The organism is Nocardiopsis sp. NPDC058789 (genome assembly GCF_042745575.1).
Lineage (GTDB): Bacteria > Actinomycetota > Actinomycetes > Streptosporangiales > Streptosporangiaceae > Nocardiopsis > Nocardiopsis eucommiae.
Genome location: NZ_JBHYOW010000008.1, coordinates 232,023 through 258,089, shown reverse-complemented (window position 1 = coordinate 258,089; position 26,067 = coordinate 232,023). Strand labels below are relative to the sequence as shown.

The window sequence follows — 26,067 nt, the reverse complement described above, 5'->3', positions numbered from 1 at the left end:
GGTGAATCTTCCTCTCAGTGCGGCTCTGCACCCACTGAGACGCCGTTCACTCCTCGCCCGGTTCCCCCCTTTTTTCCGGGTCCTCCCTGGGGCGCACCCGCACGTGCGCCCGTTCTCCCTGCGGTCCGAACAGGCCCAGGTACTCGACGGGGCCCGGCCCGGGGTTGGCCAGCGCGTGCGGGATCCGGGTGTCGAACTCCGCGACCTCACCGGCCTCCAACACCATGTCGTGATGGCCCAGGACCAGCCGCAACCGCCCCTCCAGGACGTAGAGCCAGTCGTGCCCCTCGTGGGTGCGCTGTTCGATCTGGTCCGCCGGAACGGTGAGCGGGGCGTTCGGCGTCGGGTTGGTGATCCGGTACGCCTGGAGACCGCCCGGCCTGCGGTTGAGGGGGACGTAGGTGACACCGTGGCGGACGAAAGCCCCGCGCTGGACCCGGGGGTCCCGCACCGGGGGCTGTCCCACCAGCCGGTCCAGGGGCACCTCGTACACGCGGGACAGCGGTAGCAGGAGTTCCAGGGTGGGACGCCGCTGTCCCGACTCCAGCCGGGACAGGGTGCTCACCGAGATCCCCGTCTGCTCCGACAACCCCGCCAAGGTGGTGCCCCGTTCCCTACGCAGGGACCGCAGCCGCGGCCCCACCGCCTCCAGCACCGGGGTGAGTTCGTCGTCCATACCCCGAATCTGTCACAGCTCCCCCGTCACCTCCGACACCGCACGCCCTCACGGCCTCCCCGGAACGTCGAACCCGTTCAGGCGGGCGGGCTCGTGTGGAATGACCGTACTCGCCGCCATCGAACACCCGCCCCGACCCAGCAGCCGGGGTCGAGCCCTCCAGATCGGGTCGGTCGTCCGCCCGGTCCTCACCCGACTCCGCGCGCCGAATCGGTGAGGTGCCGCCAGGTCCGTACGAGCTGGCTGAACTCCTTGACCTGCACGAGCACGTGGTCGCGGGCGGCGTTCTCCGCGGCCTCGGCGTCCCCGGCCACGATGGCGTCGGCGATCGCGCGGTGCTCGGCCAGGGAGCGCCGCATACGGTCCGGTACCCGAAGCTGGAGCCGCCGGTACGGCTGTAGGACCCGTTTGAGCGCCTGGGCCTGCTGTCGCAGGTATTCGTTGCCGCACGCCTCGTAGACGACGCCGTGGAAATCGGCGTTGGCGTAGTAGTACCCGTCGGCGTCCCCCGCCGTCGCTTGCCGCTCGCACGCGCGCAGGGTGTGCTCGAGCCGGCCCATCGACTCCCGTTCGATGCGGCGTGCGCAGAGGCGTGCCGCCATCCCCTCGAGTTCGGCCATGACCTCGAAGCGCTCGGCCAGTTCGGAGACGCCGAGCTCGGTGACGTACGTGCCCTGCTTGGGGCGGATCTGCACCAGCCCGGAGCGCTCCAGGGCCTGGAGCGCCTCCCGGATCGGTGTGCGCGAGCACCCGAACTCGCGCTCGAGCCGCGCCGGGTCCAGGCGCTCACCCGGCCGGTACCGGCCCTCGACGACGGCGTTCTCCAGCGCGTCCCGTACGCGGTGGGATTCCGGAACCCGAGCCATCGACACCTCCGTGCCCAGATTAGCCGACCGGCCGCGGGGGGTTGCGCTCCCCTGTTCCCTGCCCTACGTTCCCTGTTATATATATCACCCCCTGTGATGTATGTTACTGAAGGAGCGGAGATGCGGCCCGACGAAGCGCGCGAGACCGGTCCGGTCCGACCGGCGAAAGAGGGGCACGGCGGTGGCCCCCAGACGGCCGGCACGTCGGGGACGCCTGCCCTGGACCGCCTGATCACCGCCTGCGAGGTCCTCATGGGCGACGTGGGCGAGGCCTCCGTCCGCGCGGTCGCGGCGCGGGCCCTGGCCGCCTACGGCGAGCTCGACGACTCCGGCAGGACGGCCTTCTTCACCCACGTCATCAAGGACCACGGCGTCGACCCCGACCGGGTCCGCACCGCCTTCCACCGCTGGGACGAGGCCAGGAACAGCGGGTCCGGGGGCGAGGAGGAACTGGTCGGGCTCTTCGACGCGGTCGAGCCGGCGCGCCAGCGACTGCTCCGCCGGATGAACCACGCGCCCGACGCCACGCTCGCCCTGGTCGGGATGCGCGCGGACCTGCGCCGACTGATGCGCCGCCGTCCGGAGCTGCGGCCCCTGGACCACGACCTCCACCACCTGCTCGCCTCCTGGTTCAACCGCGGTTTCCTCCGCCTGGCGGAGGTCACCCCGGACTCGCCCCGGCGGTTGCACGACCACCTGCTGCGTTACGAGAGGGTCCACCCGATGGCGGACCGCGCCGATCTCCGCCGCCGACTGGAGCCCGCGGACCGCCGCGTCCACGCCTTCTTCCACCCGGCCACCGGCGACGTGCCGCTGATCTTCGTGGAGGTCGCCCTGGTGCGTGGGACGCCGGGCGACATCACCCCCCTGCTGGAGCCCGGCCCCGCCCTGGACCCGGGGGAGGCCGACACAGCGGCGCTCTACTCGATCAACAACGCGCTGGACGGCCTGACCGGGATCTCCTTCGGCAGCCTCCTCATCAAGCAGGTCATCGAGCAGGTGCGCGACCGGTTGCCGCACCTGGCGCACTTCGTCACCCTGTCACCGATCCCGGGGTTCCGGCGTTGGCTCGAGGAGCGGGCCGGAAGCGAGGCCGACCTGCGGGAGCTCGCCCGGGACCTGGGAGCCGCGGACGGACCGGCCGACCTCGGCCCCGCGGACACCGCGCGGATCCGTTCTCGCCTCCTGCCCGTCCTGGCCCGGTACATCGCGACCGAGAAGCGCGGCGACGGGCGGCCCCTCGACTCGGTCGCCCGCTTCCACCTGGGCAACGGAGCCGCCGCGTGGAGGCTCAACTGGCCGGCGAACACCTCGGCTCAGGCCTGGCGGCAGTCCTACGGCGCGATGGTCAACTACCGCTATGAGCCGGAGAAGCTCGAACGCCGCCACGAGGACTTCGTCCGCCGCCGCACCGTGGCGCTCGACGGCCCGCTGCGGGACGCACTGCCGGACGCCCCGGGCTCCGACACGTGAGACACCTCCACCGCACCGAACGAGAAAGAGGAACACCACCGATGGCGCCATTCACGGACATTCACCGATCCTTCGCCGAGCAGGCGCGGCGGCGGCCGGACCGGACCCTGTTCGCGCTGCCCGGCGGCGGGAACATCACCTACGGGGAGACCGAGGAGACCGTGCGGCGGATCGCCGCCCGCCTCCTCGCCGACGGCGTCACCCCCGGCGACCGGGTCGCGATGCAGGTGGAGAAGTCCCCCGAGGCCGTCGCGCTGTACCTGGCGACCCTGCGCGTCGGCGGGGTCTTCCTCCCGCTCAACACCGCCTACACCGACGCGGAGATGACGTACTTCCTCGGCGACGCCCGGCCCCGTGTGCTCGTCTGCTCCCCCGGCCGCCGAGCCGAGCACGCCGGTCGCGAAGCCGAAGGGCTCGTCGTCGAGACCCTGGGCACCTCCGGCGACGGCACCCTCCTGGAGGGGGGCGGCCACCACGACGGGGACCACGACGCCTCGGCCGAGGACCCGGCGGCCATCCTGTACACCTCCGGCACCACCGGACGGTCCAAGGGGGCCGTGCTCACCCACGGCAACCTCGCCTCCAACTGCGAGACGCTGCTCCAGGCCTGGCGGTACACCTCCGAGGACCGGCTGATCCACGCCCTGCCGATCTTCCACGTTCACGGGCTCTTCGTCGCGGTCAACATGACGCTGGCGGCGGGCGCGTCCATGCACTACCTGTCCGGGTTCGACACCGACGCGGTCATCGACCTGCTGCCGCGCGCCACCGTACTCATGGGCGTCCCCACCTTCTACACCCGCCTGCTGAAGAGCGACCGGCTCACCCCCGAGTCCTGCGCCCCGATGCGGCTGTTCGTCTCCGGCTCGGCCCCGCTGCTCGCGAGCGACGCCGAGGACTTCCGGGCCCGCACCGGCCACGCCATCCTCGAGCGCTACGGGATGACCGAGACCGGGATGAACACCACCAACCCCTATGAGGGGCCGCGTAAGCCCGGCACGGTTGGACGGCCACTCCCCGGCGTCGAGATCCGGGTGGCGGACCGGGAGACGGGACGGGAGCTCCCCGACGGAGAGGTCGGCATCATCGAGGTCCGCGGCCCCAACGTCTTCTCCGGTTACTGGCGGATGCCGGAGAGGACCGCCGCCGAGTTCCGCGCGGACGGCTTCTTCGTCACCGGCGACCTGGGCCGCGTCGACGAGGACGGCCACCTGTGCATCGTCGGCCGGGACAAGGACCTCGTGATCTCCGGCGGCTACAACATCTACCCCAAGGAGCTCGAGGAGCTCATCGACGCGCACCCGGGGGTGTTGGAGTCCGCCGTGATCGGCGTCCCCCACCCGGACCTGGGGGAGGCTGTGGCGGCCGTCGTCGTTCCCCGGCCGGGGGAGGAGCTCCAGGCCGGGGAGCTGCTGGAGTCCATCGCCGCAGACCTCGCCCGGTTCAAGCGACCGCGCGCGGTGCGCGTCCTCGCGGCACTGCCCCGCAACGTCATGGGGAAGGTGCAGAAGGCCGAACTGCGCGAGCGCTACGCGGACCTGTTCACCGGCACGGTCGCCTGACACCCGGCAGCTCCGGTCACCCCCCGGCGCTCCCGCCGACCCACCCCCCCGAAGCAAGGAGAGAATCGATGGTCCTCTACGGAGTCGCGGCCCTGGCGGTGTGCCTGCTCACGGGTGCGCTCGTGGGCGAACTCCTCGGTGCCGCGGTCGGCGTCGACGCCAATGTCGGCGGCGTCGGCTTCGCCATGATCATGCTGGTGCTCGTCTCCGACCGGCTGCGCAGGAACGGGAAACTCCCCGAGGCCACCGAGCAGGGCGTGCTCTTCTGGAGCGCGATGTACATCCCGGTCGTCATCGCCATGGCCTCCACCCAGAACGTGGTCAAGGCGATAGCGGGTGGTCCGATGGCGATCACCGCGGGCCTGGGAGCGATCGTCGCGGGGGCCGTCCTGGTCCCCCTCCTGTCGCGGATCGGCGAACCAGCGGAACCGCTGCCGCCGCTGGTCGAGGAAGGACGGGAGGTCTGAGATGGACCGGATCATCGGCGTCTTCGAGAGCAATGACCTGCTCGTGGCCTTCGTGGTGGTCGGCGGGCTGATGGCGGTCTCCGGGTGGCTGTCCAAGAAGCTCACCCGCGGCTGGCTGCACGGCTCGGCCATCGCCATCGTCCTCGGCCTGGCTCTGGCGTACTGGGGTGGATGGGCAACCGGCGGCGAGCACGGACTGGCTGACATCGCGGTCTTCTCCGGACTGGGCCTCATGGGCGGCGCGATGCTGAGGGACTTCGCGATCGTCTCCACCGCCTACGGCGTGGACCTGCGGGAGATCAGACGCGCCGGAATGGTCGGCGTGCTGTCGATCGTGCTGGGAGTGCTGGTCTCGTTCGCCGTCGGGGCGGCGATCGCGGCCGCCTTCGGCTACACGGACGCCGCGTCGATGGCGACCATCGGCGCCGGCGCGGCCACCTACATCGTCGGTCCGGTGACCGGGACCGCGGTGGGCGCGAGCTCGGAGGTGATCGCGCTGTCCGTGGCCGCCGGGCTCGTCAAGTCCGTGGTGGTGATGGTGGGGACGCCGCTGATCGCCCCGCTGATCGGACTGAACAACCCCAAGTCCGCGATGGCCTACGGAGGCCTGATGGGCACCACCTCCGGTGTGGCGGGCGGGCTGGCGGCCACGGACAAGCGCCTGGTGCCCTACGGCGCCATGACCGCCACCTTCTACACGGGCCTGGGCTGCCTGCTCGGACCGTCGCTGCTGTACGTGGTGCTCAGGGCCCTCGTCGGCGGGTGAGGCGGGTCGGGTGCGCGGCCTCCGGGAAGGCCGGGTCAGCCGCGCATCCGCTCCAGCCGTCGGCGCCTACCGCCGCCCGAGCCGAGTGTGGTCGGGCTCCGACCCGGTCACCCGCACGGGACGGCTGGCCCGGCCCGAACGCGACCACCTGACGACCACCCGCTCACTGGACCGCCGGGCCGCTGTCACCGGCACGGCCACCGCCCCGTCCTCGAGGTACGGGTGTCCTCCAGGGTGAGGACGGTGGTGGCGCCCCCGTTCTGGACCTCTTCAATCGAGTGTGACGTCGGCGGTCAGCTCCCCCTCAGGAGACCCCCTGGCCGAAGCCCCTCGAAGGACGCACCCGACCCCCGACCTTCGTCGTGACAACCAGCCGCAGAGCACCCTCACCACGGCTCCCGTCCTAGGCTGACCCCATGCGACTCGGCCTGCCCACCCCCGACCGGCACACCCTGCCGGATGTGGCGGCCGTCGGGATCAGCGCCGCCATGGGGGCCGCCCTGGCCCGCACGGTCCCACCCGACTCCCCCGTCCCGGCCGCAGTGGTCCTGACCGCCTGCCTCCTGCTCTCGGCCACCCTGCTGTGGCGGCGCACGCACCCCATGGCCGTACTGTGGTCCGCCCCGCAGCCGAGGCTCCGATCAAATGGGGGCAGACAGGCCCGCCTCCCCCGCCGCACCGGGGGCCGCGCCCTATCCTGATCACCCACAGCCGGGAGGAACCCACCTTGGACGCGCCCACCGACCGCCTCCGCCCCATCGACCTGGCGCGGGCCGCCGGAATCTCCACGCAGCAGGTGCGCAACCACGCCGACGAGGGCGTCCTCCCCCCGACCGGCCGCACCGCCTCCGGCTACCGGATCCTCACCGACCTGCACCGCCGGGCCCTGCTCACCTTCCGCGCCCTGAGCGCGGGGTTCGGCGGCGCCACCGCACGCGCCGTCATGGCCGCCGTGCACGAACACGACCTCCCCACGGCGCTGGCGCTGATCGACGCCGCCCACCACACCCTGCACGAACAACGCACGGCCCTGCACGCCACCGGCCGGGCCCTGGCGGCGGTCGCCGAACACGCCCCCGACGCGCCCGCCGCTCCCGACGGCGACGTGCGTATCGGTGAACTCGCCGCCCACCTGGGCGTACGCACCTCGACCCTGCGCGTGTGGGAGGACGCCGGGCTGCTCTCCCCCCGGCGCGAGCACCCCACCGGGTACCGCCTGTACTCCCCCGCCGACGTCCGCGAGGCCCGGATGGTGCACCTGCTGCGCCAGGTCCGCTACCCGCTCACGGACATCCCACCGGTCATCCGCGAACTCCGCCGCAGCGGACACAGCCGGGCCCTGCACACCGCCCTGGACCAGCGGGCGGACGAACTCACCCAGCGGTCACGGGCCATGCTCACCGCCGCCGCCCTCCTGGACGACTACGCCCGCACCGTGTGAACCGCGACCCCGATCCCACACGGGTGCGGGCCGCCCGGGACGGCCCGCACCCGACCCGGGATCCTCCCCCGTGCCTCAGGCCTCCTCCGGGGCGAAGACCTTGCCCGGGTTGAAGATCCCCTCGGGGTCCAGCGCCCCCTTGACCGCCCGGTGCATCGCCAGCACGTGCGGGCCCAGCTCGTCCGCGGCGCCGCGCATCTTCAGCAGACCCACCCCGTGCTCGCCGGTGACGGTCCCGCCCACAGCGAGGGCCTCGTCCACGATCACCTCGAACGCCTGCTTGGCCCGCCGCTTGGCCTCCTCGTCACCGGCCGGGACGATGAACAGGGGATGCAGGTTCCCGTCGCCGGCGTGCGCGATGTTGCCGATCCTGGTGTCGAACCGCTCCCCGGCAGCCTCGATCGCCTCCAGCATGTGCGGCACCCGGGCCTTGGGCACGCACACGTCCTCGGTCAGCAACGGCCCCAGCCGCTCCAGCGCCGGGTAGGCCAGCCGTCGCGCCTGGAAGAGCGCCTCGGCCTCCTCCTCGTCGGTGGAGCGCACCGCGTAGACCGCCTTCTCCTGCTCGAAGCACTCCAGGATGCGGTCGGCCTCCTCCTGCCCGGAGGCCCCGGGCAGGTCGCTGCGGGCCAGCAGCAGCACCTCGCCCTCGGCGGACAGCCCCATGTTCTTCCACTCGTCCACGGCCTGGAGGCAGAACCGGTCGATGAGCTCCAGCGCCGAGGGCACGATCCCCGCGGCGGACACCGCCGCCACCGCCCGCCCGGCGTCGGTCAGCGAGTCGAAGTAGCCCACCACCGTGTGCTCCACGCCCCGGCGCAGCGGCACCAGACGCAGCGTCACCTCGGTGACCAGGCCCAGCGTCCCCTCCGATCCCACCATGAGTCCGGCCAGGTCGTACCCGGTCACCCCCTTGGCGGTGGTCCTGCCCAGCCGCACCACCTCACCGGTCCCGACCACGGCCTCCATGCCCAGCACGTAGTCGCGGGTGACCCCGTACTTCACGCAGCAGAGCCCGCCGGCGTTGGTGGCCACGTTCCCGCCGATCGTCGACCACGGCGCCGAGGCCGGGTCCGGCGGATACCACAGTCCGTCCTGGGCGACCCGCGCCCGCAGGTCGTCGTTGACCACACCGGGCTGGACCGTGGCCGTCTGCTGGACGGTGTCCACCTCCAGCACCCGGTTCATGCGCTCGAAGGAGACCACCACCCACCCCCGACCGGAGTTGGCCGCACCCGACAACCCGGTTCCGGCACCGCGCCCGACCACCGCGACCCCGCTTCGCGCGCAGACGCGCACCACCGCCGCGACGTCGCCGGTGTCCCGGGGCCGGACCACCGCCGCCGGTGCCCCGTAGGGTGCCCACTCGGCCTCGTCATGCGAGTAGCCCTCCATCACGGCGGGATCGGTGACCACCTGTTCGGTCCCGATCGCGGCCACCAGCTCCTCGACGACCCCCGGCATGGACCCTCCTTCACCTGTGTGGCGGCGCTCACTGCGCCGACGCTGCCCAGCACTCTAACCGGATGCCCCACCCCAGGAGTCACTCGCGTACCAGGATGAACAGGGACGTTCCCTCACCCCACGCCTCGGCAAAGCACCACGAAATCCCATCAAACCTCCCCAAAAACGGACCCGTGCGGTGTTAGCTTGGACCTCCGGCACCCCAGTCACACCACCAACGGCCGCGGAGGTGGGCACATGAGCACGATCCTGGTCACCGGCGCCACCGGAACCCTCGGCGCACCCCTGGTGGAACGACTGCGCGAGACCGACCACCGCATCCACACCCTCAGCCGCCACCCCGACCCCCAGGACCCGAACGCCCACGCCGTCGACCTGCGCACCGGGGACGGACTCGACGCCGCCCTGAACGGCGTCGACACCGTGGTGCACTGCGCCAGCGCCCCCACCGGCGGCGACATCCCGGCCGCCACCCACCTCCTGCGCGCCGCCAGGGCCAACGGCGTCACCCACCTCGTCTACGTCTCCATCGTGGGCTGCGACCAGGTGCCCCTGGGCTACTACCGGACCAAGCACACCGTCGAGGAGGCCCTGCTCGCCTCCGGCCTGGGCGTGACCGTCCTGCGGGCCACCCAGTTCCACCAGCTCGTCGCCGCGGTCTGCGCCCATGCCGCCCGCATGCCCGTGATGCCCTACCCCGACGTCGACGTCCAGCCCGTCGACCCCGCCGAAGTCGCCCTGCGCCTGGCCCGCCTGGCCCAGGAGGAACCGGCCGGACGCGTCCCCGACCTGGGCGGACCCCGGGTGGAGTCCTTCCACGACCTGGCCCGTACCTACCTGGACGCCACCGGAACCGAGCGCCGCCTGCTGCCGCTGCGCCTGCCCGGAGCGACCTTCGCCGCCTACCGCGCCGGAGCCCACCTGGCCCCGGAACACGCCGTGGGGCGCACCACCTTCACCGAGTACATGGCCGCCCACGCCTGAGCGGACACACACCGGTCCCTGCTGCGCGGTCCCGGCACGGGCCCGCACCTGCCCAGGCTCCGTGACGCCCCTACGCTCCGGAGTGCTCCCCGCCACCCGCCCCCACCGAGGGGACGACCTCCCGGACGAACACCAGACCGTCGGCGCCCGCCAGGTGCGCCGGATCCAACGCGGCGTACCCGAACCACGGCGACACCCGGGGCTCGGCACCACCCTCGCCCAGCACCCGCGCCAACCCGGGGGCGTCCACCACGCACCGCTCCGCACCCAGCGCGTACAACTCGCCCTCCACACTTCCCCGGGACGGATCCTCCACCCCGTGGTGCCGCAGCGTGCCCAACGCGGTGGGCAGGAACGCGTACCCGCGCCCCAGCCGCCCCGCCACCAGCGCGCCCGCGCTCCACCACTCCATCAACCCCTGCCACATCCGCATCGAGCTTCTCTCCCGTTGCAGGTGGGAGTTGTGCGCGTGCACCAGCACCGGCCCCCGGTCGGCCAGAGCCAGGAGATTGTGCGCCATCATCTGGTCCCGCACCCCCAACAGTCGGTTGACGCGTGCGGGCGAGGTGTCGGCCAGCCAGTGGTGGTAGCGCAACAACCCCACGGCCGTGCGCCCGTACAGCTCGGCCCGTTCCAGTTCCGCGCGCGAGGTCGCCGCCACCAGGTACGGGGCCTGCGCGCCCAACAACGCCACGAGGTCGTCCGCGACCAACCGCAGCGCACCCGCCTCCGACGTCCGCCCCACCGACCGCCCCGGGTCCATCATCGTCTCCGGGTCGGCCCACGGCCCGTCCGCCCCGAGCAGCCGATCGAGGGTCCCGGCCGAGCAGGGCAGCAGGTCCGCCTCGACCTGTTCCGCGAGGTAGTCGTACAGGGCGCTCAGGGACTGCCGAGGGCTCTCCGCGCCGGAGATCTCCAACGGACCGTCGAACCCGGCGAACCGCACACGCTCCCCGACGGGGCGCCCCTCGTTGTGGGCACGCAGCCACCGCACCAGTTCACGGTTGGCGGTGTAGGCGCCGAAACCGTGGCTGAACCCCCGTTCCATCACCTCGTCGAGCGTTCCGTGGCCCGAGGTGACGTACTCGTCCACGAGCAACCCCCGAAGACAGTCGCTCTCCACCGCGACGGTCCGGAACCCCTCCTCCTCCACGAGTTCACGGAACAGGTCGTTGCGCGCCCACAGCAGCGAGCCGTCGTCATGGGTCGGCTCACCCAAGGCGAGCACGCGCGGCCGCTCGGAGAGCAGTCCCATGACCGAGGCCGCCCCGAACGCGCGGACAGTGTCCTTCGTCTTCGTAGCCATACCTTCGACGGTATCGCTGAACCCTCGGTGGAGACTTTGATCAGCTAGCATCGCGAACATGGCGGAAAAGCTTCAAAGCGGTGTGCGTCTGAGGCCGATCGACCTCGCCCGACGGCACGGCCTGTCCACCCAGGCGATCCGGAACTACGAGGCCGAGGGCATCCTCCCGCCCGCCGAACGCTCCCCCCACGGCTACCGGACCTACACCCCACCGCACGCCTCAGCCCTGCGCGCGTTCCTGGCCCTGCTCCCCGGCCACGGCCACCGGCGGGCCGCGGCCATCATGCGGGCGGTCAACAACGGAGCGATCGAGGAGGCCCTGCACCAGATCGACCTGAGCCACGCCCAACTCCTCGAGGACCGCGGCACCCTGACCGCCGTCCGGAACGCACTGCGCGACCTGGAGACCCACCGTGCGGCGCCCCCGCAGCGCCCCACCCCGGTGCTTTCCGGTCTCACCCCCACGGACGACGCGTCCCGGGCCACCTTCATCGGGCCGCTCGCGGACCGCCTCGGCGTCCGACCGGCCACCCTGCGCAAATGGGAGCGGGCCGGACTGGTCCGCCCCGGCCGCGACCCCCGGACCGGCTACCGGGTCTACGACGACGCCGCCGTACGCGACGCCCGACTGGTCCACCAGCTCCGGCGCGGCGGCCACCCGCTGGGACGGATCGCCCCCCTCATCGACCAGGTGCGCGCGGCCGGAGGCCTCCAACCCCTGGAGGAGACCCTGGACGGCTGGCACCGGCGCCTCGACGCGCGAGGGCGCGCGCTCCTGGCCGGGGCCGCCCAGCTGGAGGACCACCTGTCCACACACACGTGACGCCCACTCGCGTGCCACCGGTCCCTCGAACCCGGACCGTCCCCCGTCGCACGGCTCCGTGGACCGACACCACACGCACCCGGGCTCCACACCGCCCTCTCCCCGGACTCCTGCTCCCCGCCGAGAGCGCGGCCCCACCACGAACCACCGGGACGCGTGCCCCCGCACGCGCCCCCGACCGAAGAGGGCTCAGCGGCCCAGCTTCCGGTAGCGTCGCGTCGCCAACGGAACGAACACCGCCAGCAACACCAGCGGCCACACCACCGCCATCAGCAACGCGTTCTGCGCCACCCACGACTCACCCACCACCGTGGTGTTCCCGAACAACTCACGGCACGCCAGCACCGTCGCCGACAGCGGGTTCCACTCCGCCACCGGAGCCAACCACGCCGGAATCACCTCCGTGGGCACGAACGTCTCGGCCACCATCGCCAGCGGGAACACCAGCGAGAAGAGCTTCATCGCCGCCTCGGGACCGCGCACCAGCAACCCCAGGTAGATCCCGATCCACGTGAACGCCAACCTCAGCAGCAACAACAACCCCAGGGCGGCCAACGCCGACCCCGGACCCTCATGCCACCGCCACCCGACCAGCAACCCCATCCCCACGAGGACCACGAGGTCCACCAGGGCCGAGACCACGTCGGCCATGCTCCGCCCGACCAGCAACGCCGAGGGCGCCATCGGCAACGTCCGGAACCGGTCCACCACACCCCGGCCCACGTCCGTGACCACCGCGATCGTCGTGTTCCCGATCCCGAACGCCATCGTCAACGCGAACAGCCCCGGCATCAGGAACTCGCGGTAGTCCTCACCGCCCACCCCCATGGCGGCGCCCATCGCCTCACCGAACACGAATCCGAACAGCAGCACCGCCAGCACCGGAATCATCAGCGTCCCGACCAGCTCGTCGGGCTTGTACACCAGGTGGGCCAGGTAGCGGCGGGCCACGACGGTCGCGTCGGCCACCGCCCACCCCGCACGCCCCGCCCAGGCACGCGGCCCACGGGGCTCACCCTCCACCGGAAGCGGCTCCGCGCCCCGCCCCGTCACGGTCATGACCGCTCCCCCAGGGCTCCGCGCCCCTCCGTGTCCCCGACGTCCGTACCGTGCCGCCCGGTCAGCCCCAGGAACACGTCGTCCAGAGTCGGCCGCCGCAACGCGATGTCCTCCACGTCCAACCCGGCCTCGTCCAGAGCCCGCACCACCTTGGTCAACCCCGCTCCGCCTCCACACACCGGTGCGCTCACCCGCAACGCGTCCCGATCCACCTCCGGCGGCGCACCGGCCATCCGGCCCAGCACCTCCGCCGCCACCGGCAGCTCCCCGGCGTCGGCCACCACGACCTCCACCCGGCCACCGCCCACCCGCGACTTCAGTTCCTCCGGGCCGCCCTCGGCGATCACCCGACCCCGGTCCAGCACCGACACCCGGTCCGCCAGACGGTCGGCCTCCTCCAGGTACTGGGTGGTCAACAGCACCGTCGTACCCCCCGCGACCAGCTCACGCACCGCCCGCCACACCTCGGCCCGGCTACGCGGATCCAACCCCGTCGTGGGCTCGTCCAAGAACAGCACACGGGGGTCCAGCACCAACCCCGCCGCCAGGTCCAACCTCCGACGCATCCCACCCGAGTACGTGCGCACCGAACGGTCAGCCGCGCCGGTGAGGTCGAACCGCTCCAGCAGCTCCACGGCACGCTCACGCGACCGCCGCCGCCCCAGGTGGTAGAGGCGCCCGAACATCTCCAGGTTGCGGCGCCCGCTGAGGATCTCGTCCACCGCCGCGTACTGTCCCACGAACCCGATGCGCGAACGCACCAGCCGGGGCCGCGAGGCGACGTCGGCCCCCGCCACCCGGGCCCGGCCCCCGTCGAACCCCAGGAGGGTCGCCAACACCCGCACCGTCGTCGTCTTGCCCGCGCCGTTCGGCCCCAGCAGCCCGTGCACGGTGCCCGGCTCCACCGCCAGGTCCACCCCGTCCAGCGCCACGCCGCCCCCCGGGTAGAGCTTGCGCACCCCCTCGGCCAGGATCACCGGTCCACCGCTCACGAGGCCACCGCCTCCGCGACCCGCACCTCGCGCGGCCGACGCGGTCGCGGCACCGTCACGGGCGTGACCTCCTCGTACCGGCCCACCGCGATCCGCGCGACGTTGCGCACCGACTCGCTTCCGGACCGGTAGTACGAGCAGTGCCCCGGGATGTCCCCCGTCTCGAACACGCGCGCCCCGTACCCGCGCCGTGTCGGTGAGGGCCCGTGCCCGGCCTCCCCCACGTGTCCCCGAGGGAAGAACCGGATCCAGTCGTTGGGACCCCGCGCCGCCCACAGGTTCCCCGTGAACCCCAGCTCCTCGCGCGAGCGCGTGCCCATGCCGGGGCTGCCCAGCGCCACGCAGTCACTGACCCGTCCCCGCCCCAGGGCCAGACCGCACACCACCGTGCCGTAGCTGTGCCCCACCAGCGTCACCCGCGCCGAGCCGGGCAGGAAACGGGTCAACCGCACCAGGTCCGGCGCCCCCTCGATCGCCGGGCGACGCGAGACCGCCTCCCCGAACCCGCGCGGCGTCCGGTACCCCACCCACACCACCACCGCCACACGCTCCTCCGGGGCCACCTCACGCATCGTGCGCAGGAGCGTCTCCCCGTTGGCGCGGGGCCGCGTGGCCCGTTTCTGGTTGAAGTAGTTGCCGAGGTAGTTGTCGTTGCCCGGGACCAGGACCGCGACGTGGTCCGCGGTGGCCGCGTCCCCCAGCTCCTCCACGATCCGCCCGTCCTCGGTCCCGTCGCACGCCAACAGACGAACCCCGTACCCCTGGGCGCGCTCGTACCGCAACGGCTCCGGGGCCGGGATGGTGGATGGGCCCGCCGCGATCATGGCTCTCCCGAAGTTCCTCGTACGCCAGGCTCTCTGACACACCCAACGCTAGAACCGCGGGTACGACGGACACGATGACGCTGACACCCTCTTGCGAGTCCACTCCCACCCACCTCCCTCAGTGGTGCCAGCACTACCGGGCTCCCGACCCACCCTCCTGACCGGCCGTAATCCGCTTGCCCCGCCCACGGCGCCCTGCCACGATGCACCCATGCCGATCGTGACCCTGGCCCAGCGCCCCGACCTCGTCGAGGTCATGGAACGCCCCGAGCTCAACCCCGGCCCCGAGGTGATGTTCCAGGACACCACCGCGCACCGGTACTGGGGCCGCCTGGCCCACGACTTCGCGAAGTACCAGATCGCCCTCGTACGCGGCGACGAGGTCGTCGCCCGAGCCAACAGCGTCCCCCTGGCCTGGCACGGCACCCCCGACGAACTCCCCGACGAGGGCTTCGCCTGGGCCCTCGAACAGGCCTTCGCGGACAGGGACGCCGGACGCGCACCCACCATCGCCTCGGCCCTGTACATCGCGGTCTCCACCCGCCACCAGGGCGCCGGGGTCAGCGCCCTCATGGCCCAGGCCCTGCGCGACAACGCCTCCGCACACGGACTGACCGCCCTGGCCGCGCCCCTGCGCCCCACCCTCAAGCACCGCTACCCGCTGATCCCCATGGCCGAGTACGCCAGCTGGACCCGTGAGGCCGACGGGCTGTCCACGGACCCCTGGCTCCGCACGCACCAACGCCTGGGCGCGCACCTGCTCCACCCCTGCGAGACGTCCATGCGCGTGGAGGGCACCGTCGCCCAGTGGCGCCAGTGGGCCGGGATGGACCTCCCCGGCAGCGGCCGCCACATCGTGGAGGGAGCCCTGGCCCCCGTCACCATCGACCTCGCCGCCGACCAGGGCACCTACCTCGAACCCAACGTGTGGGCCTGGCACCCGCTGACCTGACCCGGAGCCGCCTCCGTGACACCGCCTCCCCCCCGTCCGGGGGCTCCACCCCGACGGCACCATCGCCCGCGAAGGCTCCCCGGACCGGGTCACCGCCGCCTTCACCCCCGTGGTCGAGGCCCTGCGCGGCCGACTCCACGAGGTCTTCGGCGCCCGGATGCACAGTGCCTACCTGTACGGCAGCATCCCTCGGGGCACCGCCGTCCCCGGTGTCTCGGACCTGGACGCCCTGGTGGCCCTGCACACCGCGCCCGATCCCACCGACCGCGACCGGGCGCGCGCCCTCCAGGAGGAGATCGACGCCGCTTTCCCGCAGGTCGACGGCGGCGGCATCCTCCTGGACGGGGTGGCCAACCTGACCAGCGCCCTCGAACGGCACGACGCCGGATTCTTCGTGGCCTGCCTGTGCACCCCTCTGGCCGGCCCCGACCTGGGCGCGCGGCTACCCCGGTACCGGCCCACCAGCCTCCTGGCCCGCGAGACCAACGGAGACCTGCACCTGACCCTGCCCCGTTGGCGCGCCCGCCTGGCCGAGGCCGCCACCGACGACGACCTCCGCGTCCTGAGCCGACGTGTGGCCCGCCGACTGATCCGCACCGGGTTCACCCTGGTCATGCCGTCCTGGGGTGGATGGACCAGCGACCTCACCCTGGCGGCTGACGTCTTCGGCCACTACCACCCCGACCGCCACGGGCCGATGCGCACCGCGGCCCACACGGCCCGGAACCCCGGCAGCGACCGCGACCACCTGTGCGCACTCGTCGAGGACCTCGCCCCGTGGTTGGCCCGCGAGTACGCGGCCACCCACGGCCTCAAGGCACCCCGCCCCGCTCCCTGAGACCGTCCCGTGCGGTCGGTCGCCGTCACAGGTCCTACCGGCTCCCCGGACCCGCCCGCCATCGTGGCGCGGTCGGGGGGCAGGGCGACCCGACCGCCCTGCCCCCACTCCTGGTCCTATGGGTGCTCGTGGCGCTGCTCGTCCTGCTCCTCGCCTCCAGGGCCGCCTACTGGCGGCGTACGGGCGGCGGATCGGACCTCGGCAGGACGAGCGGCCACGGCGGGGAGTGGGCACCCCCGGTCAGCTCCCCGGGGAGGCCACGGGCCCCAGATCCTTCACCACCCGGCTGGGTTTGCCCGACAGAGAGGTCGCCACCCACCGATCGACGCCCGGCAGAGCGGACCACCGCAGGAACAGCCTGCGCAGACGCAACCTCCCGGAAGTGGTCGGCAGGAACCAGGAGGTCCCCCGACGGGCGACCCGCTGGCGCTCCTCCACGACCGGACGCCAACGCCGTTCGAAACGCTCCAACCCCTCACCCACGCTTCCCGCCCGGGCCAGCTCCTCCCCCAACACGAAGGACCCGCCCACCCCCATCGAGGCGCCCTGCCCCGCGAGCAACGACACCGCCTGACACGCGTCACCCACCAACACCGTGCGCCCTCGGCTCCACCGCTCCATCTCCACCTGGGCGACGTGGTCGTAGTACACCCGCTCGGGCTCCGGACACAGCTCCAGCGCACGCGGAACCACCCAACCCAGCCCCGAGCACGCCGCGCGCAACGCCTCCCGTGGGTCCCCGGGCAGCCGGGTGTCCCGGCTACGGTGCACGGTGAAGGCCGCCACCCGGTCCCCCTCCAACGCGTACAACCCCATCTGCGCCCCCAGACTGTCGGTGAGCCGGAAGCTCCCACGGGTGGCCGCGTGCACACGGGCGTCCTCGAAGGTGAACGCGCCGGTGTGGAAGCCCAGGTGACGCAGGTACCCCTCCTCCTCACCGAAGACCAGCCGCCGCACGGTGGAGTGGACCCCGTCGGCACCGACCAGCAGGTCCGCTTCCAGCACCTCGCCTCCGGTCAGGCGCACCCGCACCACCCGCCCGTCGTCGGTGACCGCCTCGGGGGAGGTGGAGTGGCGCACCTCCACCCGGTCGGGCAACGACTCGCGCAGGGCCCGCTCCAGGTCGGGGCGCATGATCGAGACCAGTTCCCCGCCCAGAGCCTCGGCGAAACGAGCGAAGCTGATCGAGGCGCGCTCACGGCCGTGCTCGTCCACGAGGGAGGCCTCGGTGAAGTGGTGGCCCAGTTCGCGCAGGCGTGGACCCAACCCCATCCGCTCGGCCGCGTCGTAGCCAGGACCGAAGAAGTCGATCATGTACCCCTGTGGTCGCGGGCCAGGCGCCCGCTCGACCACGACCACCCGCCATCCGTGCTGGTCCAGGCGCTGCGCCAGGGACAGCCCGGCGATCCCGGCACCCACGATGACCACACGCCCGCGCCGCACGCCGTTCACTCCCCCTCCCCGGCGCCGACGGGCGCGGGAACCAGGAGACGGCGCAGCACCGGCCCCACCGTCTCGGCGCCCAGACGCGGATCCAGTGTCCGGTGCAGCATGACCCCGTCCAGAGCCGAGGCCAGAACCCGGGCGGTCGCCTCGGGGTCGGCGACCCCACCCGCCCGCAGCCAGTCGGTGAGCGGGGCGCGAAACCGTTCCAGGAGCGCGGTGATGCCGTCGCGCAGATCATCGTCACGCCCGGCCGCGAGGTAGGCCTCGACGAACAGGGCGGAGACGGGGTCGTCACCGGGGTAGACGTCCAGTGCCGCCAGCATCATCTCCAGCCCCGGGCCGGGGTCGGTCCCCTCCAGCTGCTCGGCGGTCCGCTCGGCCACGGCACGCATCGTGGCCAGGGCGGCCTCGTTGAGCAGGGCGTTCAACGAAGGGTAGTGGTAGTGCACCAGCCCCGGGCCGACCCCGGCGCGCTCGGCCAGCATCCGTGTGCTCACCGCGCCCCAGCCCACCTCGGCGATCAGCTCGCTGGCCGCGCCGAGCAGGCGCTCCCGCACCTGGCGGCCCCGTTCCGTGGTCATCCCGGCTCCTGCGGATCGCGTGACTTGGGCATCCGCCTTGGACGAACGCCTTGGGCGAGTGCCCAAATCCAAGGATGCCACGCACCCGACGCCCGTGTACACCCCCGGCCCACCGGAGCGGAGTAGCGGCCCCCCGCCCGGGTAGGGAGCGCCCATGCGCAACGCCTCCCCCCTGGAACTCCACCGGCTGGAGGTCCCCGCCCCGCAGCACCTGCCCTTCGCCATCGGGACCTTCGACTCCATCGGCCCACTGTCCCGAGCGGCCTTCCCCCACCGCCACACCTTCCACGAGATCGTCCACGTCACCGCGGGCACCGGAGAACACGTCATCGACCTGCACCGATGGCCCATCACCCCACCCAACCTCGGCATCCTCGCCGCCGGACAGGTCCACCACTGGGGCCGCGCCCACGGTGTGCAGGGCCGTGTCCTGCTCCTGGAGGACGCCTTCCTCCTGGACCACCCCCGGGACCGCGAACTCCTGCGCCGCCTGGCCACCGAACGCCCCTGGCACACGCCCACAGCTGAGACCGCGGCGCAGATCAGCGCCCTCCTCGACGAGATGCTGAGCGAGTTCCGCGCCCGCCGCCCCGGCATGGCCTCGATTCTGCGCGCCTACCTGCACATCCTGCTCACCCGCACCGCACGCGCCTACGATCGCGACCCCCGCCCCGTGGCCCCCTCCGCCGACACCCTCGGGGAACGCTTCCTGCGCCTGCTCGACCACCCCGACACGACCGCCGGGTTGACCGTGTCCCAGGCCGCCACCCGCCTCGGAGTGACCCCCGGCCACCTGGCCGACGCGGTCAAAGACGCCACCGGACGCACCCCCGGGGAACTCCTGCGCGGAGCCCGCACCCTGGAGGTCCAGCGGCTCCTGGTCGGCACCGACCTCACCGTGGCCGCCATCGCCCGCACCGTCGGCTTCCACGACCCCGCCTACTTCTGCCGGTTCTTTCGCCGCGAGACCGGCACCACCCCCGGACGGTTCCGAGACCGCTCCCCCACCGCCTCCTGAGAAACACCACGTCCCCCGGGATCCGTCCATCGCCCACCCACGGGACGCACCGTAATCTCGTGCTCACCCGCAGGGAGGCACGGCCACACCCCTCCTCCCCCCTCTCTTCCCCCCACGAGGAGCACCCCCATGCCCCAGAGCGAAGACCACCCCGAGCAGGACGGACCCACCCGCAAGAGCCTGCTCAGGGCCGCCCTGGTCGCGGCCCCCGCCGCCGCGCTGCTGTCCACCGCCGTACCCGCACTCGCGCGCGAGGCCGCCGAACACGGCCGCACCCTCGCACCCACCCCCCAGTGCGACGACGGCGACGACCCCACACCCCCGCAGATGGAGGGCCCCTACTTCAAACCGAACTCCCCGCGACGCACCGACCTGGTCGTGCCCGGCCACCCCGGAGTCGCCCTGGCCGTGTCCGGCTACGTGTTCTCCCGCGACTGCCGCCCCGTCCCCGGCGCCCTGGTCGACTTCTGGCAGGCCGACAACGCCGGAGGCTACGACAACGTCGGCTTCGACTACCGGGGACACCAGTTCACCGACGCCCAGGGCGCCTTCCAGCTCACCACCATCATCCCGGGCCTCTACCCGGGCCGCACCCGCCACCTGCACGTCAAGGTCCAGGCCCCCGACCAGCCGGTGCTCACCACCCAGCTCTACTTCCCCGGCGAACCGCGCAACGGCACCGACATGCTCTTCGACCCCCGCCTACTGATGAACGTCACCAACGACGGCACCGGGCAGCTCGCCGAGTTCGACTTCGTCCTCGATTTCACCGCCTGAGCCACCGAGGGGCCGGGGCCGGACACCACGACGACGGCGCCCGGCCCCTCACCCCAGGAGATCGGCGCGCCCCCGGAGGTAACGTTCCTCCACCCGGTTGGCACCCAGGTCCGCGGCCTCACGGAACAGCTCCGCGGCCGCCCGCACCCGACCGGTCCGCTCCCACAGGTGGGCGCGCACGATCCGCTCACGTCTGGCGACCAACGGATCCGCCCGCAACCCGTGGCGACCCTCCAGGTCGTCCAACAGCGCCAACCCCCGCTCCGGCCCATAGGCGCGGGAGACCGCCACCACCCGGCTCAACCGCACCGGCGCCGTCGGCACCAACCGCTCCAACCACAGGTACAACACGGCGATCTGCACCCAGTCCGTCTCCCCGTCCGATCCGGCCGCCGCGTGCACGGCCGCGATCGCCGCCTGCACCTGGTACGGCCCCGCCTCCCTCTGGTTCCACACCCCGTCGATCAACGCGGTGCCCTCCACGATCGCCTCCGCGTCCCACGAGGACCGGTCCTGTTCCTCCCACGGCACCAGAGCACCGTCGACCCCCACACGCGACGCACCACGCGCCCCCGTCAACAGCAACAACGCCAACAGCCCCGTCACCTCGGCGTCACCGGGCAACGACGCGTGCAGCATCCGCGCCAGCCGCACCGCCTCCGAGGTCAGGTCCACCCGCGAGAGCTCCTCACCCGCCGACGCCGTGTGCCCCTCGTTGAAGACCAGGTACAGCACACGCATGACCACGGCCGTGCGCGCCGCCCGGTCCTCGGCGTCCACGGGCGGCGTGAACCGCGCCCCCGCCCGCACCAACCGCTGCTTGGCCCGGCTGATCCGCGTCCCCATGGTCGCCTCACCCACCCCGTGGGCGTGCGCGATCTCCGCCGTCGTCAGACCACCCACCGCACGGAGCGTCAACGCCACCTGGGAGGCGGTGTTCAACGCGGGGTGGGCGCACAGCAACAGCAGGGCCAGGCCGTCGTCGCTGTCCGGGACCGTCGCCCGACGCCCCGGATCGAGCAGGTCCGCGTCGGCCGCCGCGGACCGTTCCTCCCGTCGCGCCCGCGCCCGCTCCGACCTCAGCAGGTCCACCATCCTGCGATAGCCGACCCGGATCAGCCAGGAGCGCGGATCCCGGGGCAGCCCCTGGTCGGCCCACCGCTGAGCGGCGGCCAGCAGGGCCTCCTGCACGGCGTCCTCGGCCAGGTCGAAACGGCCGAACCTCCGCACCAGGGCGCCGAGCACCTGCGGGGCCTCCTCACGCAGCACCCGCTCCACGTCAAGGTTCATCGTGGGGTCCCCCTCCCGCGCCAGCTCACGCCGTGAAGTCCGCGCCCATGATCGGGCGGACCTCGACCGGTTCCCCCAGCACCCGCACGATGCGGGAGGCGATCTCCACCGCGCGTTCGTGACCGCTCACGTCGATCACGGCGAAGCTCGCCAACACCTCCTTGAGTTCGGTGAAGGGCCCGTCGGTGGCCATCACCCCCGCCGCACCCTGACTGACCGTGGTGCTCACGGCCGGATGCCCCAGCCCCTCACTGGAGACCAGCTCACCGTTGCCCACGAGTTCACGTTCGATCTCCTGGTAGGCGGCGAAGGCCGCCAACGCCTCGGCGGTGGGGGTGCGGGCGCTCTCGGCGTCCCAGGAGGCAGCGGGGGTGTAGCCCAACAGCAGGTACTTCACAGGGGTTCCTCTCGATCGGTGCGACAGATCCCGGACGGGTTCGCACGGAGTGGCGTCGGTGGTGAGCATCTCCTGCTCCGTGGTCGCGGGTGTCCACCGGCTACCTCGAAGCCACCGCCGCCACCCCGACACCCCAGGCAAGTGATCCAGACCACACCCCGATGGTGTCGAGGCACCCGACCCGGCCACGAGGTACCACCGAACACCCACTCACAAAGGAGAACACCGTGACCGCCTACGACGACCCCACCCCGCCCACCGACGAACTCCGCGCCCTGGACCGACTGACCGGCACCTGGACCGTCAGCGGACAGGCCCGGGGCACCGTGCGCTACGAGTGGATGCCGGGCGGGTTCTTCCTGCTCCAACACGTCGCACTCACCCAGGACGGACACGAGGTCACCGGAATGGAGGTCATCGGCAACCCGCGCCCCTTCGGCGAACCCACCGGCGCTGACGTGGTCTCCCGCTTCTACGACTCCCTCGGCAACACCTTCGACTACGTCTACGAACTCACCGGCGACCAGCTGACCATCTGGGCCGGAGCCAAGGACGGCCCCGCCTACTACCGGGGCGCGTTCAGCGCCGACGACACCACCGTCACCGGCGCCTGGACCTACCCCGGAGGCGGCGGCTACACCTCCACCATGACCCGCGCCTGAGCACCGGGGTGGCGCCGGGACCGACCCGACGCCACCCCGTCACCCACCAGGGCGGTGGCTGGAGACCGAGGCGGGTGCTCTCAGGACCGTAGGCGCGAATGGTGACTAGCGTTCCTCAACCCTTGAGCTGGCGCCTTGCAGGAACTGTGTCACCGCCGTGTCCACGAGCGCCTCGAGCCTTTCGGACTCGATGATGCCGTCGTTGACCATGCCGGTGATCCCCTGGACGGCGGCGTAAATGACGAGGCCGATGTCCTCGGGGTCGCCCTCCTTCAGCTCGCCGCGCTCCTGGCCCTCCTCGATCAGTTCTCGGATCTGCCCGAACGCGGCCGCTGCGGCCACGGCGACGGTCCTCGCCCCGGGACGGTGCTTGCTGGAGTTCATCAGCCTGGTCAGCGCGGCGTTCTCGGTGGCGAACCGCGCATAAGCCGACGCGAACGCGTGCAGACGGTCGTGCAGGCAGCCCTCGTCCCCGATCTCGTCCACCGCGGCTCGCAGCCTCGCGCCCAGGCGGACGAAACCCGACTCGGCGAGGGAGTCCAGCAGCGCGCGGCGATCCGCGAAGTGTCGGCGGGGCGCCGTGTGACTCACACCGATCTCTCGTGCGAGGTCTCGTAGGGAGAGCTGATCGACTCCGTGCTCCCTCAGGCTGCGTTCCGCCGCGTCGAGGAGTTCCGTGCGGAGATTGCCGTGGTGGTAGGGCCGATGCTCGCTGGTTTCAGGCATGAGAGCAGCGTACTCAAGAGCATGTTTCCCCTGCAAACAATGTTTCTGTTGACAACAATGTTTCCACTGCCTACTCTCGCGGTATGTTCAGATCCTCCCCCTCCGAGCTTCCCGACCTCACCGGCCGCACCGCCGTCGTCACCGGAGCCAACAGCGGCATCGGACTCGTCACCGCACGCGTTCTCTCCGAGCGCGGTGCACAGGTGGTCCTCGCCGTACGCAATCCGGACAAGGGAGAGGCGGCAGCGGCCACCATCGCGGGCCGACCCCAGGTCCGGGCCCTCGATCTCGCCGACCTCTCCTCCGTCCGCGAGTTCGCCCGCACCCTCCCAGGCCCCGTCGACCTGCTCATCAACAACGCCGGCCTCTCCCTGGGGCCGCTCTCCCGCACCACCGACGGGTTCGAGCTGCAGTTCGGAACCAACCATCTGGGCCACTTCGCCCTGACGAACCTGCTCCTCCCACGCATCAGGGACCGGGTCGTGACGGTGGCCTCGCTCGGACACCGCATCGGGTCCCTGGACTTCTCCGACCTCCAATGGGAGAGCAGGCCCTACCGGCCCAACGCCGCCTACACGCAGTCCAAACTGGCCAATCTCCTGTTCGCCTCCGAGCTCCAGCGCAGACTCGCCCACGCGGGGTCACGTGTCATCTCGACAGCCGCTCACCCCGGCATCTCCTCGACGAATCTGATGAGAGCGCAGGAGAAGCCCTCCCTCGGATTCCGCGTCGAGAGGTTCCTCGTCGGGCTCGTCGCCCACAGCGCCGAGGACGGTGCCCGGCCCACGCTCCACGCCGCCACCGCCGACCTTCCCGGCGACAGCTACGTCGGTCCCGACCGACTGTGGGGCATGCGCGGTGCGCCCACGCTGGTCGGCCGGTCCGCCCGGGCACGCGACGCATCCGCGGCTCGACGGCTGTGGGAGGTCTCGGAGGAACTGACCGGCACGCACTTCCCCCTCGACACGACCGCACCTCCTGTCCGATGAAGGGAACCGTCGCTGTGACCCGTCCACGGAAAAACCCGAGCGAGAAGCCTCAGAAGAACGAACTCGCCGTCGTCTCCGGCGCTTCGTCGGGCATCGGAGCCGCAACGGCGCAGGCCCTCGCTGCCAGGGGCTACCACGTCCTCGCCGGGGTACGGACCGAAGGTGAGGCCGACGCCGTCCGGGCCGAGGGCATCGAACCGGTGACCCTGGACATCACCGTCCCCGAACACATCGAGGCCCTGGCCCGGCGGATCGGCGACGACCCCGGACGGCGCGTTCTGCGCGTCCTGGTCAACAACGCGGGGATCGAGATCAACGCCCCCGTCGAGGTACTGCCCCTTTCCCTGTGGCGCGAGCAGTTCGAGGTGAACCTCTTCGGGCACATCGCCGTCATCCAAGGACTCCTGCCCTTCCTGCGGCGCGGCCGCGGCAGGATCGTCAACATCAGTTCCGTGGGCGGAGTGGCCGCGCTCCCCGTCTTCGGGGCGTACGCGGCAACCAAGTTCGCGCTCGAAGCGGCCAGCGACTCCCTGCGCCGCGAAGTCTCCGCACACGGCGTGCAGGTGGTCGTCGTCCAGCCCGGCGGTGTCCGGACCGAGATGGCCCTCCGCAGCGGTGAGACCTCGCTCGACATCGCCGCCGGGATGAACACCGAACACCGGCGTCTCTACGGCGGCCTCGTCAACGCCACGGTCTCGTCCAACACGGCCTTCCTGGAACGCGCGATGTCGGCGGCCAGGGCAGGGGAGAAGATCGCCAGGGTGGCGACCACTCGCCGCCCGCGCACCCGGTACACCCTCGGCACGGACGCCGCTCTCATCATCCCGCTCGCCCGCTTCCTCCCAGCTCGTCTGATGGACGGCATCCTCGCGGTAACTCACCGCTCCCGCACCCCCATACCCGTACCCGAGTCCGTCCGGAGCCCTTCATGACCACGCTCGCCGACCGCGCCGCACTTATCGAACTCATGGGCCGCTACGCCGACATCGCCGACCGCGGGGACCTCAGCCGCCTCCCCTCCCTCGTCTACGCGGAATCGGTGACCCTCGACTTCTCCTCAGTCATCGGCCTGCCACCCATGACCGTCGCCCTCGACGAGTACGTCCACGTACTGGGCCAAGCCTTCGCGCCCTTCACCGCCACCCACCACACCATCACCGGCCACGTCCTCGACATCGACGGCGACCGCGCGACCCTCCACGCGCACGTACGCGCCGAACACTGGGTGCCCAAGGAACGGGCGGGTGGCGGTCCGGACCGGTGGCTGGTCGTCGGCTTCTACGACAACGAGGCCGTCCGCACACCGCACGGCTGGCGCCTCAGCGGCGTCAAGCTGACCGCCACGCACCAGGAGAACACCCACCTTGCGGGTCCTCCCCCTGCCATGTGAGCACCCCGCCGGATAGGCGCGAGGCCAGGCTGTCGGGTAGCTGGGCCACTGCGGATCGGAATCGTTCGCCACTGCCGACGCGCTGGCGCCCCCGGACCGGTCATGGGGGTCGATGACCGCCATGACCGGTCCTCCCCACTGTCGGACCGCGCCGTCCCCGTTGCAGGCAGCCGCAGCGCGCGCACCGTGCTGCCCTCCGGTCACGCCTCCCGCTCCGGAACGTACGCGGGAGAGCGCCACACCGAGGTGCTCTGCTCCAACCGCCCAGCCACGGCACTCATTCAAGGGGGGCGAACAC

The 26,067-nt window shown here is 72.1% G+C and carries 28 protein-coding genes; 16 read left to right on the top strand and 12 right to left on the bottom strand.

Features of this window, described 5'->3' with window-relative positions; all coding sequences use genetic code 11:
* Nucleotides 1–46: 46 nt before the first annotated feature.
* Nucleotides 47–676, bottom strand: a complete 630-nt coding sequence (locus tag ACFW3L_RS14460; protein WP_378740310.1) for a helix-turn-helix domain-containing protein — start codon at nt 674–676, stop codon at nt 47–49.
* A gap of 188 nt (nt 677–864) precedes the next feature.
* Nucleotides 865–1,542, bottom strand: coding sequence for a GntR family transcriptional regulator (locus ACFW3L_RS14455; protein WP_378740308.1), 678 nt, complete (start codon nt 1,540–1,542; stop codon nt 865–867).
* Between the two features lie 120 nt (nt 1,543–1,662).
* On the opposite strand from ACFW3L_RS14455, the gene ACFW3L_RS14450 reads away from it, so the two are divergent.
* From ACFW3L_RS14450 to ACFW3L_RS14425, 6 genes are all read left to right on the top strand, one after another.
* The gene (locus tag ACFW3L_RS14450; RefSeq protein WP_378740306.1) at nt 1,663–3,015 is read left to right on the top strand and encodes a malonyl-CoA decarboxylase domain-containing protein; all 1,353 of its coding nucleotides are present in this window, start codon (nt 1,663–1,665) and stop codon (nt 3,013–3,015) included.
* 41 nt (nt 3,016–3,056) lie between these two features.
* Entirely contained in the window at nt 3,057–4,577 is a 1,521-nt protein-coding gene (locus tag ACFW3L_RS14445) for an AMP-binding protein (protein ID WP_378740304.1), read from the top strand.
* Between the two features lie 68 nt (nt 4,578–4,645).
* Complete coding sequence (gene madL / locus ACFW3L_RS14440) at nt 4,646–5,044, top strand: malonate transporter subunit MadL (RefSeq protein WP_378740302.1); 399 nt, start codon at nt 4,646–4,648, stop codon at nt 5,042–5,044.
* A 1-nt stretch (nt 5,045) separates the two neighbouring features.
* Entirely contained in the window at nt 5,046–5,810 is a 765-nt protein-coding gene (gene madM / locus ACFW3L_RS14435) for a malonate transporter subunit MadM (RefSeq protein ID WP_378740300.1), read from the top strand.
* Nucleotides 5,811–6,226: 416 nt separating this feature from the next.
* Entirely contained in the window at nt 6,227–6,511 is a 285-nt protein-coding gene (locus tag ACFW3L_RS14430) for a hypothetical protein (RefSeq protein WP_378740298.1), read from the top strand.
* 26 nt (nt 6,512–6,537) lie between these two features.
* A complete protein-coding gene (locus ACFW3L_RS14425; protein ID WP_378740296.1) occupies nt 6,538–7,251 on the top strand; it encodes a MerR family transcriptional regulator in 714 nt (237 codons plus the stop codon).
* Nucleotides 7,252–7,326: 75 nt separating this feature from the next.
* Here ACFW3L_RS14425 and ACFW3L_RS14420 read toward each other — a convergent pair whose 3' ends face one another.
* Complete coding sequence (locus ACFW3L_RS14420) at nt 7,327–8,715, bottom strand: FAD-binding oxidoreductase (protein ID WP_378740294.1); 1,389 nt, start codon at nt 8,713–8,715, stop codon at nt 7,327–7,329.
* Nucleotides 8,716–8,952: 237 nt separating this feature from the next.
* Between ACFW3L_RS14420 and ACFW3L_RS14415 the strand changes: the two genes are divergently transcribed.
* Nucleotides 8,953–9,699: an SDR family oxidoreductase gene (locus ACFW3L_RS14415; protein ID WP_378740292.1), complete on the top strand. Its 747-nt coding sequence runs from the start codon at nt 8,953–8,955 to the stop codon at nt 9,697–9,699.
* A 70-nt stretch (nt 9,700–9,769) separates the two neighbouring features.
* On the opposite strand, the gene ACFW3L_RS14410 is transcribed toward ACFW3L_RS14415, so the two are convergent.
* Complete coding sequence (locus ACFW3L_RS14410) at nt 9,770–11,005, bottom strand: erythromycin esterase family protein (protein ID WP_378740289.1); 1,236 nt, start codon at nt 11,003–11,005, stop codon at nt 9,770–9,772.
* 58 nt (nt 11,006–11,063) lie between these two features.
* On the opposite strand from ACFW3L_RS14410, the gene ACFW3L_RS14405 reads away from it, so the two are divergent.
* Nucleotides 11,064–11,828, top strand: coding sequence for a TioE family transcriptional regulator (locus ACFW3L_RS14405; RefSeq protein WP_378740287.1), 765 nt, complete (start codon nt 11,064–11,066; stop codon nt 11,826–11,828).
* 189 nt (nt 11,829–12,017) lie between these two features.
* Here ACFW3L_RS14405 and ACFW3L_RS14400 read toward each other — a convergent pair whose 3' ends face one another.
* The 3 genes from ACFW3L_RS14400 to ACFW3L_RS14390 are packed head-to-tail and all read right to left on the bottom strand — an operon-like array spanning nt 12,018 to nt 14,703.
* On the bottom strand, nt 12,018–12,887 hold the full coding sequence (locus ACFW3L_RS14400) for an ABC transporter permease (protein WP_378740284.1): 870 nt from the start codon (nt 12,885–12,887) through the stop codon (nt 12,018–12,020).
* A complete protein-coding gene (locus ACFW3L_RS14395) occupies nt 12,884–13,879 on the bottom strand; it encodes an ATP-binding cassette domain-containing protein (RefSeq protein ID WP_378740282.1) in 996 nt (331 codons plus the stop codon). The genes ACFW3L_RS14400 and ACFW3L_RS14395 overlap by 4 nt, the downstream gene beginning before the upstream one ends.
* On the bottom strand, nt 13,876–14,703 hold the full coding sequence (locus ACFW3L_RS14390) for an alpha/beta hydrolase (protein WP_378740280.1): 828 nt from the start codon (nt 14,701–14,703) through the stop codon (nt 13,876–13,878). Before ACFW3L_RS14390 ends, ACFW3L_RS14395 begins: the two co-directional genes overlap by 4 nt.
* Before the next feature lie 211 nt (nt 14,704–14,914).
* On the opposite strand from ACFW3L_RS14390, the gene ACFW3L_RS14385 reads away from it, so the two are divergent.
* Together ACFW3L_RS14385 and ACFW3L_RS14380 are read left to right on the top strand one after the other, a co-directional pair.
* Nucleotides 14,915–15,655 (top strand): hypothetical protein, encoded by a 741-nt coding sequence (locus tag ACFW3L_RS14385; RefSeq protein WP_378740278.1) that lies wholly within the window; start codon nt 14,915–14,917, stop codon nt 15,653–15,655.
* A 109-nt stretch (nt 15,656–15,764) separates the two neighbouring features.
* On the top strand, nt 15,765–16,493 hold the full coding sequence (locus ACFW3L_RS14380) for a nucleotidyltransferase (RefSeq protein ID WP_378740277.1): 729 nt from the start codon (nt 15,765–15,767) through the stop codon (nt 16,491–16,493).
* 240 nt (nt 16,494–16,733) lie between these two features.
* Here ACFW3L_RS14380 and ACFW3L_RS14375 read toward each other — a convergent pair whose 3' ends face one another.
* Both ACFW3L_RS14375 and ACFW3L_RS14370 read right to left on the bottom strand, forming a co-directional pair.
* Complete coding sequence (locus ACFW3L_RS14375) at nt 16,734–17,945, bottom strand: FAD-dependent oxidoreductase (RefSeq protein WP_378740275.1); 1,212 nt, start codon at nt 17,943–17,945, stop codon at nt 16,734–16,736.
* On the bottom strand, nt 17,942–18,520 hold the full coding sequence (locus tag ACFW3L_RS14370; RefSeq protein WP_378740273.1) for a TetR/AcrR family transcriptional regulator: 579 nt from the start codon (nt 18,518–18,520) through the stop codon (nt 17,942–17,944). The genes ACFW3L_RS14375 and ACFW3L_RS14370 overlap by 4 nt, the downstream gene beginning before the upstream one ends.
* A gap of 154 nt (nt 18,521–18,674) precedes the next feature.
* Between ACFW3L_RS14370 and ACFW3L_RS14365 the strand changes: the two genes are divergently transcribed.
* Nucleotides 18,675–19,538, top strand: coding sequence for a helix-turn-helix domain-containing protein (locus tag ACFW3L_RS14365; RefSeq protein ID WP_378740271.1), 864 nt, complete (start codon nt 18,675–18,677; stop codon nt 19,536–19,538).
* A 129-nt stretch (nt 19,539–19,667) separates the two neighbouring features.
* Nucleotides 19,668–20,315, top strand: a complete 648-nt coding sequence (locus ACFW3L_RS14360) for a dioxygenase (protein ID WP_378740269.1) — start codon at nt 19,668–19,670, stop codon at nt 20,313–20,315.
* Between the two features lie 48 nt (nt 20,316–20,363).
* Here the strand turns inward: ACFW3L_RS14360 and ACFW3L_RS14355 are convergent, their stop codons facing one another.
* Nucleotides 20,364–21,605 carry an RNA polymerase sigma factor gene (locus ACFW3L_RS14355; protein ID WP_378740266.1) on the bottom strand — a complete coding sequence of 414 codons (1,242 nt, stop codon included), beginning with the start codon at nt 21,603–21,605 and terminating at the stop codon, nt 20,364–20,366.
* A 25-nt stretch (nt 21,606–21,630) separates the two neighbouring features.
* Nucleotides 21,631–22,002 carry a YciI family protein gene (locus tag ACFW3L_RS14350; protein ID WP_378740263.1) on the bottom strand — a complete coding sequence of 124 codons (372 nt, stop codon included), beginning with the start codon at nt 22,000–22,002 and terminating at the stop codon, nt 21,631–21,633.
* Nucleotides 22,003–22,229: 227 nt separating this feature from the next.
* Between ACFW3L_RS14350 and ACFW3L_RS14345 the strand changes: the two genes are divergently transcribed.
* Nucleotides 22,230–22,664 (top strand): hypothetical protein, encoded by a 435-nt coding sequence (locus ACFW3L_RS14345; RefSeq protein WP_378740261.1) that lies wholly within the window; start codon nt 22,230–22,232, stop codon nt 22,662–22,664.
* 105 nt (nt 22,665–22,769) lie between these two features.
* On the opposite strand, the gene ACFW3L_RS14340 is transcribed toward ACFW3L_RS14345, so the two are convergent.
* On the bottom strand, nt 22,770–23,390 hold the full coding sequence (locus ACFW3L_RS14340) for a TetR/AcrR family transcriptional regulator (protein ID WP_378740259.1): 621 nt from the start codon (nt 23,388–23,390) through the stop codon (nt 22,770–22,772).
* An 83-nt stretch (nt 23,391–23,473) separates the two neighbouring features.
* Between ACFW3L_RS14340 and ACFW3L_RS14335 the strand changes: the two genes are divergently transcribed.
* The 3 genes from ACFW3L_RS14335 to ACFW3L_RS14325 are packed head-to-tail and all read left to right on the top strand — an operon-like array spanning nt 23,474 to nt 25,769.
* Nucleotides 23,474–24,379, top strand: coding sequence for an oxidoreductase (locus tag ACFW3L_RS14335; RefSeq protein ID WP_378740257.1), 906 nt, complete (start codon nt 23,474–23,476; stop codon nt 24,377–24,379).
* Nucleotides 24,380–24,393: 14 nt separating this feature from the next.
* On the top strand, nt 24,394–25,311 hold the full coding sequence (locus ACFW3L_RS14330) for an SDR family NAD(P)-dependent oxidoreductase (protein WP_378740255.1): 918 nt from the start codon (nt 24,394–24,396) through the stop codon (nt 25,309–25,311).
* Complete coding sequence (locus ACFW3L_RS14325) at nt 25,308–25,769, top strand: nuclear transport factor 2 family protein (protein ID WP_378740253.1); 462 nt, start codon at nt 25,308–25,310, stop codon at nt 25,767–25,769. The genes ACFW3L_RS14330 and ACFW3L_RS14325 overlap by 4 nt, the downstream gene beginning before the upstream one ends.
* Nucleotides 25,770–26,067: the final 298 nt, after the last annotated feature.

Excerpts from the sequence above, each read along its gene's own strand:
- ACFW3L_RS14340 (WP_378740259.1), bottom strand. The coding sequence starts at position 23,390 with ATGCCTGAAACCAGCGAGCATCGGCCCTACCACCACGGCAATCTCCGC.
- ACFW3L_RS14385 (WP_378740278.1), top strand. The coding sequence starts at position 14,915 with ATGCCGATCGTGACCCTGGCCCAGCGCCCCGACCTCGTCGAGGTCATG.
- ACFW3L_RS14370 (WP_378740273.1), bottom strand. The coding sequence starts at position 18,520 with ATGACCACGGAACGGGGCCGCCAGGTGCGGGAGCGCCTGCTCGGCGCG.
- ACFW3L_RS14390 (WP_378740280.1), bottom strand. The coding sequence starts at position 14,703 with ATGATCGCGGCGGGCCCATCCACCATCCCGGCCCCGGAGCCGTTGCGG.
- ACFW3L_RS14430 (WP_378740298.1), top strand. The coding sequence starts at position 6,227 with ATGCGACTCGGCCTGCCCACCCCCGACCGGCACACCCTGCCGGATGTG.
- ACFW3L_RS14365 (WP_378740271.1), top strand. The coding sequence starts at position 18,675 with ATGCGCAACGCCTCCCCCCTGGAACTCCACCGGCTGGAGGTCCCCGCC.
- ACFW3L_RS14415 (WP_378740292.1), top strand. The coding sequence starts at position 8,953 with ATGAGCACGATCCTGGTCACCGGCGCCACCGGAACCCTCGGCGCACCC.
- ACFW3L_RS14405 (WP_378740287.1), top strand. The coding sequence starts at position 11,064 with ATGGCGGAAAAGCTTCAAAGCGGTGTGCGTCTGAGGCCGATCGACCTC.
- ACFW3L_RS14455 (WP_378740308.1), bottom strand. The coding sequence starts at position 1,542 with ATGGCTCGGGTTCCGGAATCCCACCGCGTACGGGACGCGCTGGAGAAC.
- ACFW3L_RS14400 (WP_378740284.1), bottom strand. The coding sequence starts at position 12,887 with ATGACCGTGACGGGGCGGGGCGCGGAGCCGCTTCCGGTGGAGGGTGAG.
- ACFW3L_RS14325 (WP_378740253.1), top strand. The coding sequence starts at position 25,308 with ATGACCACGCTCGCCGACCGCGCCGCACTTATCGAACTCATGGGCCGC.
- madL (WP_378740302.1), top strand. The coding sequence starts at position 4,646 with ATGGTCCTCTACGGAGTCGCGGCCCTGGCGGTGTGCCTGCTCACGGGT.
- ACFW3L_RS14355 (WP_378740266.1), bottom strand. The coding sequence starts at position 21,605 with ATGAACCTTGACGTGGAGCGGGTGCTGCGTGAGGAGGCCCCGCAGGTG.
- ACFW3L_RS14450 (WP_378740306.1), top strand. The coding sequence starts at position 1,663 with ATGCGGCCCGACGAAGCGCGCGAGACCGGTCCGGTCCGACCGGCGAAA.
- madM (WP_378740300.1), top strand. The coding sequence starts at position 5,046 with ATGGACCGGATCATCGGCGTCTTCGAGAGCAATGACCTGCTCGTGGCC.
- ACFW3L_RS14445 (WP_378740304.1), top strand. The coding sequence starts at position 3,057 with ATGGCGCCATTCACGGACATTCACCGATCCTTCGCCGAGCAGGCGCGG.
- ACFW3L_RS14460 (WP_378740310.1), bottom strand. The coding sequence starts at position 676 with ATGGACGACGAACTCACCCCGGTGCTGGAGGCGGTGGGGCCGCGGCTG.
- ACFW3L_RS14360 (WP_378740269.1), top strand. The coding sequence starts at position 19,668 with ATGCCCCAGAGCGAAGACCACCCCGAGCAGGACGGACCCACCCGCAAG.
- ACFW3L_RS14410 (WP_378740289.1), bottom strand. The coding sequence starts at position 11,005 with ATGGCTACGAAGACGAAGGACACTGTCCGCGCGTTCGGGGCGGCCTCG.
- ACFW3L_RS14420 (WP_378740294.1), bottom strand. The coding sequence starts at position 8,715 with ATGCCGGGGGTCGTCGAGGAGCTGGTGGCCGCGATCGGGACCGAACAG.
- ACFW3L_RS14335 (WP_378740257.1), top strand. The coding sequence starts at position 23,474 with ATGTTCAGATCCTCCCCCTCCGAGCTTCCCGACCTCACCGGCCGCACC.